The following is a 15,948-nucleotide window of genomic DNA, read 5'->3' as shown; positions in this document are numbered from 1 at the left end:
AAGAAAAATCTTCGGCTTTTTTATGGAACTTACTTTCGTTTTCAATCCATTAAGTTTCAATAAATTTGTACTTTTCAAGTAGAATTTATTTCTGAAATGATAAAGCGCTTCCATTTGGTTTTTATACTGCTACTGGCAACTTCCTGTCAGTTTTTTGAGACCGAAAAAGTTTCTTCAGAAAAAATTTACAAAGAAGAAATTGGAGCTATAGACTGGAAAGAGGTAGATCGGTATCCATCGTTTTCAAACTGTGAGAACATATTGGAAAAGCCAGAGCAAAAAGATTGCTTTATAAATACGATAAATTCCCATCTTTATAAATCGATAAGCCATGAAGATATGGTTGCCGTGCGCGAGGTTTATGACACGGTAAAAGTAAATTTTGAAGTAAGCAGCAGTGGTCAACTTTCCATATTAGAGATAAAAATGGACAGTTTGTTGCAGAAGGAATTTCCAGATCTGGAAATGTGGATTTTGCAGAGTATCGATTCGCTAAAGCCTGTGGCCCCAGCTTATAAACGTGGTATTCCCGTCACAACACAATTCACCTTACCCGTTATTATCAAAACAAATTGATTACAGGTTGAATTTATAACCGAGTGTGAAATCTACAGGAAACTCATCATTGCTTTCCACATTTAACCCCACAATATCGTTGTAGTTAAAAGTGATGTAACCATTGCCCACTTTATAATCTGCACCCAAACCAAAAGTAATTGGAGCGCTGAAATCGCTGCCGGAAGTCTTTTCAGTATATGTTATATTAGGAAAAACATGGGGTGCCAAAATATAGGTTTGTTCCCTTTTTGAAAAAGTAAGTGCAGCAAATTTGGTATTTATAAAAGCATCAAACTTTGGTGTTTTTACAAATTTGAAACGGTAATTCAATGACAATTGAGAAGCTGAATACTTGTATTCACTGCTTTCAAAAGTCTGTTTAAAACGAAACACAAGTGCGTGTCTTTTTAGTTTCACAACATCTATCAATTCAAAATCTATTCCCGCGACGGCTTGCAATTCATTGGTTGGATTTTCTGTATAAACACTGTTGCTAACCCCTGCAAAAGCTCCTATGCGAAACTGTAGATCTATGGATTTTTCTTTTTCATTGAAGTTGGGATCCTTCTTTTTGTTGTATTTCACAAAAAATGCGCGAAGACTCGGTAGGGTTAGGTTTACTTTTTCAGTGGAGACCGCTGCATCCCTCGTTTGCTGCCGTAGGGTTTCCTTGTATTCCTCTTGGTAATCGCCGTTTTGTTTTGTGTTTTTCAATTCAACAATATCATTTCCTTTTTTTGAAAAATAGCGGTATTCGCCATCAATAGTATTCCACAGCAAGGTTAGGGCGCCTTCCACTTCAGTTTTCAGAGTGTAGGTTTCACCGTTAACGGTATATTGCTGCTGGGCCTGCAGCGTGCCTGTGGAAAGAATAAGGAGCAACAAGACGAAAATGGGGAAAAACGATTTCATAAGGGCAAGTTTTAAAGTATGGCTAAGGTAAAAAATTTAATCAATTTATCACTGTTTTTCAAAGCTTCGCCCTTTCCAGGAATAGTTTCCACCAAAGCTCCCGAAAACTACCACCAAAACAATCGTCGCATACAGAAACGGCAGCCACAAAAATTTCCACAGTACAATTTTCTCTGAAAAGAATACTGCCACTTGCCGAATTACAAGATAATCTGCAATTATTTTTGCGGAAAGAAGCAATATGTAAACGAAAAGGTTTTGAGGATTGAAAGCCATTAAAAACGGAATTGCGAGCAATGAAACATTCACCAAAAACACCAAAATGCCCAAAAACATGGAAGCTGTATTTTTTTGCTTCGAAGTTTTTGAAGCCCAACGGATACGCTGGTTTATAACATCTTTCCATTTTTTTTGCGGTTTTGTGGAAACAATTGCTTCCTTGGATTTCAAAAAGTGAACTTGCTTCGGAAATGCTTTTTTCATCTTTTCCAAAAGAAAAATATCGTCGCCACTTGCAATATGGTCATTTCCCGAAAAACCGTTCACTTTTAGAAAAGCCTCCTTTTTATAAGCCAAATTTGCCCCATTACTGAGCAACGGATTGTTAAGTCCAAAACTGCCGATGGTCACGGCCTGCAGACTCATACCGTCGAGTTGCTGAAAGCTTTCAATAAAACTTCCGCTTGATTTGTAGATTACCGGGCCGCAAACCATTACCGCATTGTTTTTTTGAATAAAGGCATCAAGGGTTTTTAGCCAGTTTTCTGGGACCTCGCAGTCGGCATCGGTAGTTACGACCCATTCAAAGGTTGAATTTTTTATCGCTTTAGTGACAGCATCTTTTTTTGGTGAATTTGAAATCCGCTTATTTTGAATAAGTTTTATTGAAAACTTGCTTTTTTCAATCGCTTCGAAAATGATCGTTTCTGAATTATCTTCGGAAGCGTCGTTCACAAAAATGATTTCAAGCAATTCAGAGTCATACTTTAATTTTTTGATGGATTCCAAAAGCGCCTGAAGGTTTTCGGCCTCGTTTCTAAAAGGAATGATTAGACTGAAACGGGTTTTGGACTTTTCTGTTTCCGAAGAAAAAGGAGCTATTTTTTTAAAACCATAAACTATGGCCGCCATCGAAATAAAATAAGCGGCAAATACTATAAGAACCGCCCAAATCATCGGGTTGCGGGTTGGTAAGTGAGCACAAAAAAACTGCCCAGTAGCGAAGGCAATACAAAATTGAAAAGCCACATAGCGAGCACGGTTGATAGCACAACCAACTCCACAACTTCTGCAAACGAAAACAGCCAAACCGCCACGCCCCCGCGGATTACAACGTCAAAAATAAAAAGCGTGGGCAGGATGGAAACCAAAAAATACATCGCAAAAATGAGCGGGATAGCTTTCCAAAAGGCAATGCTTGCACCAAAAAAGAGCAACAAGCCGTAAAACATCCCGCTGAAAATGGCATAGCGAAATGTTGAGAATAAAACGGTTTTAAATTGTATCTGCAACGGAATCTTTTTGAAAAATTGAATCACTTTGGCAATCGAAAACCCCTTTAATAAAAGTTCTTTTTCCTTGAAATAATAACCGACCGCAAAAAGCAAAATAATGCCAATTCCAAAGTAACAGAGCGTCGCGACCGAATAGCTTATATTAAAATTTCGCAATAGATATAACAGTCCAAAAAAGCCAAAAAAACTTGTGACAAACATTTGTGCCGCACTTGAAAAGAAGTTTAGCAACAGTATTTTTTTTCGTTTTTTACTTTCAAAAAAGAGTGCTTTTGCACCGTATTCACCAATTCGGTTAGGCGTTGCCAATGAAACGGTAAGCGACGCCAAGCTCTGTTTTAGCGCAGTTTTGAAATTTATTTTTTCAAAAGTTGAAACCAAGGTTTGCCATTTCAGAATTTCAAAAAACCAATTGGCAGTTGCTAAAAAAGCAAAGAACAACAATGAATATGCGGCAATGCTTCCTTTGGAAAAAACAGTGGCCGTAAACTCACTAAAACCCAATGTGGAATTGTTTTTCAGCTTAAAAAAAATATACCCAAACGTTAAGCCAATCACCAAAACTTTGGCGGCGGCAAGCAGATATTGTTTAGCTTTGTGGGGTACGGCAATCATAGTGCTAAAATACTAATTCCCACGAAAGCGGGAATATTCTGTTAATGAAGGACAAAATAGAAAAAATTATATTGGGAATAGACCCCGGAACCACCATTATGGGATTCGGCTTAATAAAAGTGGTGGGCAAACAAATGCAGTTTATGCAACTGAACGAGCTGCAACTAAAAAAATATGACGACCATTACCTAAAACTGAAGCTGATTTTTGAGCGTACCATTGAGTTGATTGACTCGCACAATCCTGATGAAATTGCTATTGAGGCACCGTTTTTTGGAAAAAACGTGCAATCGATGCTCAAGCTGGGAAGGGCGCAGGGAGTGGCAATGGCGGCGGGACTTTCACGGCAGATTCCCATTACCGAGTATTCTCCCAAAAAAATAAAAATGGCCATTACGGGCAACGGAAACGCCAGTAAGGAGCAGGTGGCAAAAATGCTTCAAAGTCTTTTGAATTTAAAGGAATTACCAAAGAATTTGGACAGTACCGATGGTCTCGCGGCGGCCGTCTGTCACTTTTACAATTCCGGGAAGGTTGAAATTGGGAAAAGCTACACAGGTTGGGCAGCTTTTGTGAAACAGAACGAAGAGCGAATAGATAAATAATATGTCGGGCATTTACATCCACATTCCTTTTTGCAAGCAGGCGTGTCATTACTGCGATTTTCATTTTTCCACTTCGCTGAAGAAAAAAGAGGAATTGGTAAATGCGTTGTGCACGGAATTGGTGCTGCGGAAAAATGAGCTCGACGGAAATGTGGAGACCATTTATTTTGGTGGCGGTACACCAAGTTTGCTTTCTTCCGAGGAATTGCAACAGATTTTTGAAACTATTTATTCAAATTTTAAGGTTTCAGAAAATCCCGAAATCACCCTCGAAGCCAATCCCGATGATCTTTCAAAAGAACAAATTCACAAATTCACAAATTCACAGATTAACCGTTTGAGCATCGGCATCCAATCTTTTTTCGAAGAAGATTTAAAGCTGATGAACCGCGCCCACAAAGCTTCCGAAGCTTTGGAGTCTATAAAAGAGGCGAAGCAATATTTTGAAAATATCAGCATCGATTTAATTTACGGCATCCCGGGAATGAGCCACGAACGCTGGAAAAAAAATCTTGAAATTGCATTAAATCTAGATGTTCCCCATCTTTCGTGTTATGCCTTGACAGTGGAGCCAAAAACCGCTTTAAAAAAATTCATCGAAAAGGGAATCGTGCCGCCTGTGGATGAAGAAGCCGCAAAACAGCACTACGAAATATTACTTTCGGAAACCGAAAAAGCTGGGTTGGAGAACTATGAGTTTTCAAATTTTGGCAAACCTGGTTTCCATTCCCGAAACAACACTGCCTATTGGGAAGGAAAACCCTATCTGGGCATCGGGCCCTCGGCGCACAGTTACGATGGAAAATTCCGCAGTTGGAATATTGCCAACAATACAAAATACATAAAAAGCATTGAGGCAGGCGAGCTTCCATCTGAAAAAGAATTGCTGTCAAAACAAGACAAGTACAACGAATATATCATGACGGGATTGCGTACCAAAAAGGGCGTTTTCTTGGGAAAGGTTGAAAGCGAATTTGGAAAAAAATATTCAGAATATTTATTAAAACAAGCTGAGAATCTATTAAAAAATAACCTTTTGATCCTTGAAAACGAAACACTAAAAATTTCAAAAAAAGGAAAGTTTTTGAGTGATGGTATTGCGGCAGACTTATTCTTAGTAAATTTAGATTGATGAAAGCAACCCTTGAAATTAAAAACAAAACCATTATTGCAGATTTCTCCAAGCCTTTGGATATTTCAATCCCTTTGCGGTCTTCCGAAGAGAACCCGTTGGCGTGGTACCAAAACAAACCAACGATAGCACCTGTAAAAATGGGCGATTGGACGGGAAAGGTTTCGGAAGGCGCTTCGGTAAATTTCAACAATGTGTTTTTCAATCCACACGCCCACGGCACGCATACCGAGTGTTTCGGACATATTTCAAAAGAATTTCATTCGGTAAACGAAGCCTTAAAAACCTTTTTCTTTTTGGCAGAAGTAATTTCAATAAAACCCGAAGCTTCTTCTCCTTTGGAGAGGGCGGGGGGAGCAGACGAAAATATTTCCGAAGAAAGCATTTCCAAAGCCTTAAAAGGAAAAACGCCCGAAGCCATAGTAATCAGGACACTCCCGAATACTTCAGATAAAAAATCAAAACATTGGTCCGATACCAATTGGCCCTTCCTTCACGAAAAAGCGGCCTTGTTTTTACGGGAAATAGGGGTGAAACATTTGTTGATTGATTTACCTTCGGTTGACAAGGAAAAAGACGATGGCAAGCTGTTGGCACACAAGGCTTTTTGGAATTTTCCTCAAAACCCGCGAGCTGATTGTACAATTACGGAATTGATTTACGTTCCCGATTCCGTTGATGACGGCAGCTATTTGCTGAATTTGCAAATTGCATCCTTCCATAACGACGCAGCACCGAGCAAACCTGTTCTCTATAAAATTTTATAACGTGAAGACAACTTTAAAAATTGAGGAATTGGCCCAATTTATCCTTGGGATTTTCCTCTTTTCACAATTGGATTATGCGTGGTGGTGGTTTCCTGCATTGCTGCTCACACCCGATATTGGCATGGTGGGGTATTTGGTTAACACTAGGGTTGGCGCTTTTACCTATAATCTTTTTCACCATAAAGCTATTGCAATTGCTATTGGCTTGTCAGGATTTTATCTCAACAATTCCATGTTAATTTTAATAGGTGTAATTTTGTTCTCACACGCTTCCTTCGACAGAATTTTTGGATACGGTTTAAAATATCCAGACAGTTTTAAGAATACTCATTTGGGAAGCATTGGAAAATAATATCATGGAATATCTCTTTATTGGCTTGGCCGTTGGTGCTGTTGTGGCTTATTTTCTTTTTGCGCGTTTCAGTGGTGACCGAAAACGTGAGAAGGTAAACACCCAGTCGGTTATTTTGATGGAAAAAATACGCAGTGTGTGCAAATTCATTACCGTGGAAGGCGATTTTTCTGAAATTTTCTATTACGAAAATGTGAAGGATAAATGGCTGAATTTACTTTTGGGAAAAAAGAAAGCCTTGGTTTTGATTGAAGCCAAAGCACACATTGGCTTTGACCTTACGAAGGTAAAAATGCACGCCGACACCCAAAATAGAACTATAATTCTCACCAATTTTCCACAGCCACAATTGCTTACCATTGAAACCGATTTTAAATATTACGACAAGCGCGAGGGCTGGGCAAATCCCTTTACCGCAAGCGATCTTACTGAAATAAACCAAGAAGCCAAAAAACACATAGTCGATAAAATCCCAGAAAGCGGTTTGTTGAATGAAGCTTCAAAACAAGCCTTGGAAACCATTCAGCTTATGGAAAAACTGGTAGAGACCATCAATTGGAAACTGGATTATTCGGCATTGTATTCGGCAGAAGAAAAACCAAAATTAAAGCAATGAACATAGAACAATTTCGTGAATATTGCATCTCTAAAAAGGGCGTTACCGAATCTTTTCCTTTTGATGAAAAAACGTTGGTTTTTAAAGTGATGGGCAAAATGTTTGCTCTCACTGGTTTAGAATACAATCCTGCGCAGGCCAATTTAAAATGCGACCCCGAGCGGGCCATCGAGCTGCGTGAAGAATATGACGGCCTAATCCGTCCGGGCTACCACATGAGCAAAGTACATTGGAACACGGTGGAACTAGAGAGAAACATCCCCCATGAATTGCTTTTGGAACTGATTGACCATTCCTATGATTTGGTGGTAAAAAGCCTCACCAAAAAATTGCAAGCAGAACTCGCTTCACTTTAAATTTTCTAAAAAAATAGATGAACCATCCCGCCGATTTTTACAAACTTCAGATTGAAATTCACACTGAGGTGTTACAAAAAGTAAGACGAAAACTTGTTGTTTCCAGTTCCATTCGGCTTGTGGTTTTTTTGATTGCGTGTTTTGGAGTTTATTTTTTCTTCGGAAACACAAAAGTTGTTATTGCTATAATCGTTCTGACCATTACCGCATTTGTTTATTTAGTTTCAAAACACAGCGCTCTGCAATACCAGCGTGATTTAGAAAACGCTTTAATAGCACAAAATGAAACCGAACTGGAAGTGCTGAACCGGGCGTTTCACCATTTGCCTTCCGGCGAAAAATATAAAGACCCGCTTCATTGCTACAGTCAGGATATCGATCTTTTTGGGCGTGGTTCTTTTTTTCAATACTTAAATAGAACTGCTTTGGAAAGCGGCTCCGATTTTTTGGCGAAAATTTTCACTGAAAACAAAATTGATGCAATTCCAAAAAAGCAACAGGCAATAACCGAATTGGCTGAAATGCCCAAATGGCGCCAACAATTCTCTGCAATTGCTTCATTGGTGAAAATAGAAGTTTCTGCCACCGAAGTAACCGATTGGCTTAAAAACTATAAAGCTTTTGTCCCAAAGTGGATAAAGACCGTGTCGCTTGTATTTTCGGTTATTTCAGTAACATTGATTGTGTTGAATTTTCTCGATTTGGTTTCGGGCTACGCTGTGGCTGGCTGGTTCTTTTTGGGATTGGCAATTTCGGGCAGCTATTTAAAAAAGGTAAACGACCTTTCCTCGCATACTTCAAAAATTCAAAGCACTTTTGAACAATTTTATAAATTAATAAAGGAAATAGAACACGAGGAATTTTCTTCAGAATTACTTTCGAAAAAACGAAATCTGGTGGTTAATTCAGAAAAGAAAGCTTCATCTGTCCTGAAGAAATTTGCAAAACACTTAGATGCATTAGATCAACGTAGCAATATGCTTATTGGGGTTATTGCCAATGGTTTTATGCTTCGCGATCTGCTGCAAAGCTACAATATTGAACAATGGATTTTAGAGCACAATGCGAGTGTCTCGGTGTGGTTTGATGCGATTACTTTTTTTGATGCCTATAACAGTTTGGGCAATTTCGCCTTTAACCATCCCGACTATGTGTTTCCAAAAATCAATGATGATATTCCCGTTTTAAAAGTGAAGGGAGCCGGACATCCATTGTTGAAGGAAGCAACGATGGTGCGGAATGATTTTCAGATAAATTCCGAAGAATTTTTTATTGTTACAGGTGCGAATATGGCAGGGAAAAGTACTTTTTTAAGAACTGTTTCCCTGCAAATCGTCATGGGAAATCTCGGCCTGCCCGTTTGTGCCGAAAAAGCCCAGTATAACCCAATAAAGCTCATTACGAGTATGCGGACTACGGATAGTTTGACAGACGACGAGTCGTATTTCTTCAGTGAATTGAAACGTTTGAAATTTATTGTTGACGAAATAAAGTCTGACCGTTATTTTATCATACTTGATGAAATTCTGAAAGGAACAAACAGCACCGACAAAGCCATCGGCTCCCGAAAGTTTGTTGAAAAACTTGTTGCCAGCAATTCCACCGGCATCATCGCAACGCACGATTTAAGTCTATGCGCTGCCGCAGATGAATTGCCCGAAGTAAAGAACTATTTCTTCGACGCGCGAATTGAAAACGACGAACTTATTTTTGACTACACTTTCAAACCGGGAATCTGCCAAAATATGAATGCTTCATTTCTTCTGAAAAAAATGCAAATTGTAGATTGATTTTTTATAATTATCAGAAAAACAGTCAATTATAATTATTTTTTCTTTACTTTTATAAAAGCTTTATTCCTTATGGATTCTTCACTTTAGCTTTTTTACTTTCCTCACTTGCCCCAAAATTTAAAATAGTAATCAATTTTAATATTTATACTAATTTAATTTTATGGGATTATGAAAACAACCACCAACCTTAAGTTTATTGCAATAACATCAATAATGTTGTTATTGAATTTTAGTGTTTTTGCTCAAAGTGAAGCAAATCGACCAAAGTATCTTTCCGTTACAACCATGCATTGGAATATGGATAAAGAAGATTTCAATATGGACGATTGGAAAGCTGTAGAGAAGGAATATTTGCAAAAAGTAGTTGCCAAGAATGAACACATTACCTCGGCCTCCTATTACACCCATCTTTTTTCCCCAGACAATACCGAAGTGCTTTATGTACAGACTTACCCATCGTGGGAAGCAATGGAAAAAGCAGCGGAACGTTCTGAGGAGCTCGCAATGCAAGCTTGGCCTGACGAAAAAGCACGCGGAAATTTTTTCAAAAATCGAGATAGTTATTTTTCCGTAAACCATTCTGACGAAATTTACGCTCCTCTGGATGGCGCTAAATTGATTCCACAGAATAATTCGAAAGATTTGGTACTATATATTCGCCGAACCTACTTTACATTCCCTGAAGATGGTTCCCAAAAGGAATTCAATGAAATGCGTGCCGAAAATATGTCGAAGGTTCTTTCTAAAAACGATTATATAAAAGGCTATTATCCAAATGTTCACGCTTGGGGAAGCGACAAAACTGAGTTTGTGGAAGCTTTTTTTGTAGATTCAATGTGCGACATGGAAAAAATGTTTGATAAAAATAGTGAATTAATTGGCCAAGCGTGGCCGGGAGATATAGGAAAACAAAGAGGTAAAAAATGGAACAAATATTTTACTGGAGTCCACGGTGATTCGGCTTATACTTTAGTGGCTGAACTTTCGAAATAGAAATTCAGAATTGAAATATTTAGAAAAGGATGTTTTAAAAAGCATCCTTTTTTTATTTTGAAGAAGTACGTATTTTCACGGTTTTTCAAATGAAAGGTATTTCCGAATGGATTCAGTAACGCAGATTGTTTTGGGTGCTGCCGTGGGCGAAGCGGTTCTAGGTAAAAAGATTGGTAACAAAGCCATGGCCTTGGGCGCTATTGCGGGGACAATTCCAGATTTGGACGTGCTTTCAAGCCATTTCACCGATACCGTAACCGCTTTGGAAATCCACCGTGGGTTTACCCATTCCATTGTTTTTGCAGTAGTTTTCGGATTGCTTTTTGGGTGGCTGCTTTCCCTTTGGGATAAACGGGCGAGTTTAAAGGAATGGTCGTGGTTTTGGTTTCTGTGTTTCGTCACGCATCCGTTGCTCGACGCGCATACTACTTGGGGCACACAGCTCTTTTGGCCGTCGGATCTTCGCTTGGCTTACAAAAATATTTTTGTAATCGATCCGCTTTATACGCTGCCATTTTTGGTGTTTCTGATATTGGCGATGCTTCAAAAAAGGGGAAGCATTAAAAGGAGAAGATTCAATAACCTCGGTTTGATCATCAGCAGTGCCTATATGTTGCTTACAATAATTCTGAAGGGAATAACATATTCCAAATTTGAAGCTGCATTGAAAAAGCAAAACATTCCCTATTCCGCATTGGAAACAAAACCCAGTCCGCTGAACTCGATTTTATGGACCGCAAATGTGGAAACCGACGATGCTTTTTTGATAGGCGATTGTTCTTTTTTCGATACAAAACCGATTCGGTTTTATCGGCATCCGAAGAATCACGAAGCCCTTGGCGATTTAAAGGAATACGACAAAGTGCAACGCCTGATAAAAATTACACAGGGTTGGTACACGGTTTCTGAAAAGGAAGAGGGAATTTATTTAAACGATCTGCGTTTCGGGATGATGAGCGTTGATCCGCAAGCGAAAAAGTATGCGTTCAGTTTTCGAATCGAAAAAACTGGAAATGAAGTGACCGTTACCGAAGAGGAAAAAGATACCCGCGATGCTAAAAAAATATTGGCCGATCTTTGGACGCGAATCAAAGGAAATTGACCCATGAAAAAGAAAGCCGATCTTCCGCAGAAAATTTGCCCTATTTGTAGGCGCCCTTTTACCTGGCGGAAAAAATGGGAGCGGGATTGGGAAAACGTGGTATATTGCAGTAAAAAATGCCAGAAAAACAAAAGCAATCCACAGCCTTAGTTTGGTTCACCAAAGACCTTCGCCTGCGCGACAATCATTCGCTGCTGCAGACTTTAGCTGAAAATGAAAGAACGGTTGCGGCTTATTGTTTTGATCCACGGCATTTCGCGGAAACTAAGTACGGTTTTAAAAAAACTGAAAAATTCCGCGCCAAATTTTTGATTGAAACCGTTGAAAATCTTCGGAAGAATCTTCAAAGCTACAATATTACGCTGTTGGTCTTTCACGAAAAACCGGAAGTTATTTTTTCGAAAATTGTCAAAAAATATAAAATCGATACTATTTATTGTCAGCGGGAATGGACCAGTGAGGAAGTTTCGGTTTCACAAAAAATAAAGGCAGCTTTGCCCGATTGCAATTTCATAGAAACCTATGACCAATTTCTCTTTCATCCTGCGGAAATTCCCTTTTCACATTTTTCGGAAATCCCTGAAGTTTTTACCGATTTCAGAAAAAGAGTGGAAGCCAAAGCCGAAGTCAGAAAATATGCGGAGTATCCTAAAGTTCAGCCAGAAAGCAATCTTGTGGAACACAGCACGGAAATTCCGGGTTTAACCGATTTGGGATTGGCGGATTTTGAGATTGATGCACGCTCGGCATTTCCCTTCCAAGGTGGCGAGGAAGCCGCGGAAGAACGTTTGCAGCACTATTTTTGGAAAACGCAGAACCTAAAAAACTATAAGGAAACCAGAAATGGAATGTTGGGCACTGAGTACAGTTCCAAATTCTCCGCTTGGCTTGCCAATGGCAGTATTTCCCCGACGTTTATTTATGCTGAAGTGAAAAAGTTCGAGCGTGAAGTTGTCGCAAACCAAAGCACATATTGGCTGATCTTTGAACTGCTGTGGCGCGATTATTTTAAATATATTTCCCTGAAGCACGGTTCCAAAATTTTTCAGTTAAATGGAATTTCAAAAAGGAATTTGGATTGGAAAAACGAACCCGAAGTTTTTAAAAAATGGACTGAAGGCGAAACGGATGAACCTTTCGTAAACGCAAATATGAATGAAATTGCTGCCACAGGTTTTATGAGCAACCGCGGCCGCCAAAACGTGAACAGTTTTTGGGCCAAGGAATTGTTGCAGGACTGGCGCATCGGCGCGGCGTATTTTGAAAGTATGCTCATAGATTATGATGTGCACAGCAATTGGGGCAACTGGATGTATAACAGCGGCGTGGGCAACGATCCGCGCGACCGGAAGTTCAACATTCAAAAACAGGCGGAGCGGTATGACCCGGGCGGGGAATATCAAAAAACATGGCTAAAGGATTTTTAATATAAAAATGCAATGAAAAAACTACGGCTTATCCTCGGCGATCAATTAAACCATAAACATTCCTGGTATTCAAAAACTGAAAAGGACACCTTGTATTTTATGGCTGAAATGCGGCAGGAAACCGATTATGCATATCATCATATCCAAAAGGTAATCGGCTTTTTTGCTGCGATGCGGAATTTCTACGAACACCTCAAAAGCAACGGTCACCAAATAATTTATTATGAAATTGATTCCGAGGGAAATAAGCAGCATTTGGTTGAAAACCTGCGGGATTTAATTGAAAAGCACAGCATTGAAAAATTTGAATACCAGCTTCCCGACGAGTACCGATTGGACGAACAATTGAAGGATTTCTGTAAAAATATTGAAATTGAAACCGAAGCTTTCGACACTGAACATTTCTACACTACCCGAACTGAAATGGCCGAGTTTTACGAGGGAAAGAAGGAATTGACGATGGAATATTTTTATCGAAATATGCGGAAAAAACACGAAATATTGATGCAGAACGATTCGCAACCCGAAGGCGGCAAATGGAATTTCGACAAAAGCAACCGAAAAAAATGGACCGAAAAACCTGAAATTCCGCACGAAAAAGGCTTCCGAAAGGATGTTTCAAAAATTTTGGAACAGATTGAAAAGCAGGAGATAAAAACCATCGGCACCTTAGATGCCACCGCCTTTAATTGGCCCACTTCCCGGCCGGATAGTTTAAAAGTGCTCAACTATTTCTGCGAAAACCTTTTGATGCATTTCGGCGATTACCAAGATGCGCTGCATACAGACGAGCCGTATCTGTTCCACTCGCGGCTTTCCTTTTCAATGAATACCAAGATGCTTTCGCCCCAAGAAGTGATCGATAAGGTTTTGGAAACCTATTACGATAGAAAATCTGAAATTGACATTTCGCAAGTGGAGGGTTTTGTGCGACAGATTTTAGGCTGGCGTGAGTATATGCGCGGTATTTATTGGATGAAAATGCCCGGCTATCGCCGCTCCAATAAATTGGACAACCAAAACAAACTGCCGGATTTTTATTGGACGGCCCAAACAAAAATGAACTGCCTGCACCACGCCATATCCCAGAGTTTGGAGCACGCCTATGCCCATCATATCCAGCGATTAATGGTAACGGGTAATTTTGCACTGCTCGCCCAAGTGCATCCCAATGACGTAGATGCGTGGTATCTGGGAATCTATATTGATGCCATTGAATGGGTCGAAATGCCCAACACACGCGGGATGAGCCAATATGCCGATGGCGGAATAGTGGCGACCAAACCCTACATTTCCAGTGGAAGTTACATCAACAAAATGGGCAATTACTGCAAGAGCTGTAAATATGACGTAAACAAAAAAACGGGCGAAGAAAGCTGTCCGTTCAACTCGCTGTACTGGAATTTTTTAAGTGAGAAACGGGAACACTTTAAAAATAACCAACGGATGAATATGATGATGAGCTTATTGGAGAAAATGAAACCAGAAACGCTGGAAGCACATTTAAACAGAGCAAAAAAAATAATTGCGAACCCTGATGCTTTCTAAAACTAACAACTCAAATCTGCAATAATCTTCCACTCTCCGTCAATTTTTCTGAAAATAATAAGGAAAACTCCGTTCGCATTGCCCGCATCACGAACCAAGTGAAATTGGCCCATTACGTAATACGAATTGTCTTCAATTTTGGTAATCGCGTCGATAGTGAAAGTTAAGGTCCCGGTATATTCTTTTGAAGGATATCCTTTTTTATAGTTGTCCAACGTTTTTTGCCACCCGTTTGTAACCCCTTTGCTACCGTAAAATTTCAGGGAATCACTTTTCCAATAGCCTTGCATAAAGCCTTCAAGGTCATTTTGGTTCCAGGCGTTTTCCTGTGATTTCAAAACGGAAAGAATAGCCTTTTTATCAGCGGTTTCAGTTTGGGAAAAAGCTTGAAGCGTTAAGATTAAAAATAGTAAAGGAAGAAGTTTTTTCATAATCGGAAAGTTTCACTAAAGATAAATCTATTTTTAAAGTGAATTGTTTAAAATAGCTCGCAATCAAATCATTTTTAAAAATTTCAGCTAACTTTATTTCAACACAAACCCACATCAAACCAAAACTGAATCTCTTGAGCACTTCCAAAATAGAAATTTCCGGCACATATCTTATAATAGCCTTCTTGATTGTGGGCGGTATTTTAGCGATATTGTATATAGGCTCCGGTCTTTTGCTGCCTTTGCTCGTGGCGGCCATAATAGCTATTTTATTGGACGGGCCCACCGAAAAACTAAAGAAATGGGGCGTTCCAAATTGGTTGGCAATCTCCCTTTCCGTTTTGTTGATGGTCGTAATTTTTAGCCTGCTTGCGTGGCTTATCACTTCACAAATAAATACAATGGCTAATGACTGGCCTACCATTAAGGAAAAGGCAACCGAAAAACTCAATACTCTTTCTGAATGGGCAAACCAAACCCTAAATTGGGACTATAAAGATTACTTTGAAAACAACAAAAGATTGATTCAAAAAGCCGAGAGTTTTGGCACTGCCTTCCTTTCGTCGGTAATGAATTTATTGTCACAGTCGCTTATCATTTTTGTGTATATCATTCTCTTGTTGATGCAGCGGAATATGTTTATCAAATTCTTTAAAAAACTGGTTTCAAATTCCTCGGCGATGGGTTTGGTTTTAAGCGATTCAAAAAAAATCATCAATAATTATCTATTGGGAAAAGGGAAGATTATGGTTTTCCTTTTCGGAATATATTACCTCGGATTTACCTTGGGATCGGTGCCATACGCACTTTTCTTGGCATTGTTTGCGGCACTTTTTTCCATCATTCCTTATGTGGGAAATATTATCGGTGGCGGTATTGCGGTAATCCTTTCCTATTTGTACGCCGGCACTACGCCAGCGTTAATCGTGATTGGCGTGATTTCCGCGGCGCAATTGGTGGAGAACTATATTTTAACGCCGTGGATTATTGGCGATGAAATTGAATTAAACCCGTTCGTCACGGTGTTCGGCGTTATTCTTTTCTCCGTGCTTTGGGGGATGGTGGGTGCCATCATCGCCCTTCCGCTCATCGGGGTTTTAAAGGTCATTTTCCAGCATACCAAAGGAATGGAGCCGTATGCTTTTTTGATAAAGAAGAAAGACTCGTAACCCCTTTGCGTTCTCCGCGCCTCTGCGGTGATAATTTACCGCAAAGTCGCAGAGTTCG

The 15,948-nt window shown here is 39.5% G+C and carries 18 protein-coding genes; 14 read left to right on the top strand and 4 right to left on the bottom strand.

The window, feature by feature from the left end; all coding sequences use genetic code 11:
• Positions 1-96: 96 nt before the first annotated feature.
• Positions 97-576, top strand: a complete 480-nt coding sequence (locus LS48_RS08495; RefSeq protein WP_062621964.1) for a hypothetical protein — start codon at positions 97-99, stop codon at positions 574-576.
• On the opposite strand, the gene LS48_RS08490 is transcribed toward LS48_RS08495, so the two are convergent.
• The 3 genes from LS48_RS08490 to LS48_RS08480 are packed head-to-tail and all read right to left on the bottom strand — an operon-like array spanning position 577 to position 3,599.
• On the bottom strand, positions 577-1,470 hold the full coding sequence (locus tag LS48_RS08490; RefSeq protein ID WP_062621962.1) for a hypothetical protein: 894 nt from the start codon (positions 1,468-1,470) through the stop codon (positions 577-579).
• Positions 1,471-1,518: 48 nt separating this feature from the next.
• Positions 1,519-2,601, bottom strand: a complete 1,083-nt coding sequence (locus LS48_RS08485) for a glycosyltransferase family 2 protein (RefSeq protein WP_157881726.1) — start codon at positions 2,599-2,601, stop codon at positions 1,519-1,521.
• Between the two features lie 41 nt (positions 2,602-2,642).
• Positions 2,643-3,599 carry a hypothetical protein gene (locus tag LS48_RS08480; RefSeq protein WP_062621958.1) on the bottom strand — a complete coding sequence of 319 codons (957 nt, stop codon included), beginning with the start codon at positions 3,597-3,599 and terminating at the stop codon, positions 2,643-2,645.
• Positions 3,600-3,643: 44 nt separating this feature from the next.
• Here LS48_RS08480 and ruvC point away from each other — a divergent pair, with 44 nt between their 5' ends.
• From ruvC to LS48_RS08425, 12 genes are all read left to right on the top strand, one after another.
• Positions 3,644-4,204, top strand: a complete 561-nt coding sequence (gene ruvC / locus LS48_RS08475; protein WP_062621956.1) for a crossover junction endodeoxyribonuclease RuvC — start codon at positions 3,644-3,646, stop codon at positions 4,202-4,204.
• Between the two features lies 1 nt (position 4,205).
• Positions 4,206-5,336 carry a radical SAM family heme chaperone HemW gene (gene hemW / locus LS48_RS08470; RefSeq protein WP_062621954.1) on the top strand — a complete coding sequence of 377 codons (1,131 nt, stop codon included), beginning with the start codon at positions 4,206-4,208 and terminating at the stop codon, positions 5,334-5,336.
• Positions 5,336-6,103 carry a cyclase family protein gene (locus tag LS48_RS08465; RefSeq protein ID WP_062621952.1) on the top strand — a complete coding sequence of 256 codons (768 nt, stop codon included), beginning with the start codon at positions 5,336-5,338 and terminating at the stop codon, positions 6,101-6,103. The genes hemW and LS48_RS08465 overlap by 1 nt, the downstream gene beginning before the upstream one ends.
• A gap of 1 nt (position 6,104) precedes the next feature.
• Complete coding sequence (locus LS48_RS08460; RefSeq protein ID WP_062621949.1) at positions 6,105-6,455, top strand: DUF4260 domain-containing protein; 351 nt, start codon at positions 6,105-6,107, stop codon at positions 6,453-6,455.
• 4 nt (positions 6,456-6,459) lie between these two features.
• Positions 6,460-7,071 (top strand): DUF4230 domain-containing protein, encoded by a 612-nt coding sequence (locus LS48_RS08455; RefSeq protein ID WP_062622129.1) that lies wholly within the window; start codon positions 6,460-6,462, stop codon positions 7,069-7,071.
• Positions 7,068-7,427: an MmcQ/YjbR family DNA-binding protein gene (locus tag LS48_RS08450; RefSeq protein ID WP_062621948.1), complete on the top strand. Its 360-nt coding sequence runs from the start codon at positions 7,068-7,070 to the stop codon at positions 7,425-7,427. The genes LS48_RS08455 and LS48_RS08450 overlap by 4 nt, the downstream gene beginning before the upstream one ends.
• A 17-nt stretch (positions 7,428-7,444) precedes the next feature.
• Positions 7,445-9,217, top strand: coding sequence for a MutS-related protein (locus LS48_RS08445; RefSeq protein WP_062621945.1), 1,773 nt, complete (start codon positions 7,445-7,447; stop codon positions 9,215-9,217).
• Positions 9,218-9,388: 171 nt separating this feature from the next.
• A complete protein-coding gene (locus LS48_RS08440; RefSeq protein WP_062621943.1) occupies positions 9,389-10,213 on the top strand; it encodes a hypothetical protein in 825 nt (274 codons plus the stop codon).
• Between the two features lie 106 nt (positions 10,214-10,319).
• Positions 10,320-11,315: a metal-dependent hydrolase gene (locus LS48_RS08435; RefSeq protein WP_062621941.1), complete on the top strand. Its 996-nt coding sequence runs from the start codon at positions 10,320-10,322 to the stop codon at positions 11,313-11,315.
• A gap of 3 nt (positions 11,316-11,318) precedes the next feature.
• Positions 11,319-11,465 (top strand): DUF2256 domain-containing protein, encoded by a 147-nt coding sequence (locus LS48_RS14900; RefSeq protein ID WP_076692433.1) that lies wholly within the window; start codon positions 11,319-11,321, stop codon positions 11,463-11,465.
• Positions 11,432-12,742, top strand: coding sequence for a DASH family cryptochrome (locus LS48_RS08430; protein ID WP_062621939.1), 1,311 nt, complete (start codon positions 11,432-11,434; stop codon positions 12,740-12,742). Before LS48_RS14900 ends, LS48_RS08430 begins: the two co-directional genes overlap by 34 nt.
• Before the next feature lie 12 nt (positions 12,743-12,754).
• Positions 12,755-14,290 carry a cryptochrome/photolyase family protein gene (locus LS48_RS08425; protein WP_062621937.1) on the top strand — a complete coding sequence of 512 codons (1,536 nt, stop codon included), beginning with the start codon at positions 12,755-12,757 and terminating at the stop codon, positions 14,288-14,290.
• A 2-nt stretch (positions 14,291-14,292) separates the two neighbouring features.
• Here LS48_RS08425 and LS48_RS08420 read toward each other — a convergent pair whose 3' ends face one another.
• Positions 14,293-14,721, bottom strand: coding sequence for a YybH family protein (locus tag LS48_RS08420; protein ID WP_062621935.1), 429 nt, complete (start codon positions 14,719-14,721; stop codon positions 14,293-14,295).
• Between the two features lie 134 nt (positions 14,722-14,855).
• On the opposite strand from LS48_RS08420, the gene LS48_RS08415 reads away from it, so the two are divergent.
• Positions 14,856-15,890, top strand: a complete 1,035-nt coding sequence (locus LS48_RS08415) for an AI-2E family transporter (RefSeq protein ID WP_062621932.1) — start codon at positions 14,856-14,858, stop codon at positions 15,888-15,890.
• Positions 15,891-15,948: the final 58 nt, after the last annotated feature.

Origin of the sequence: Aequorivita aquimaris, assembly GCF_001573155.1 — a bacterium.
In the GTDB taxonomy this organism is placed as follows: Bacteria; Bacteroidota; Bacteroidia; order Flavobacteriales; family Flavobacteriaceae; genus Aequorivita; species Aequorivita aquimaris.
The sequence above is the reverse complement of the archived record's forward strand: the minus strand, read 5'-3'. Positions and strand labels throughout refer to the sequence as shown.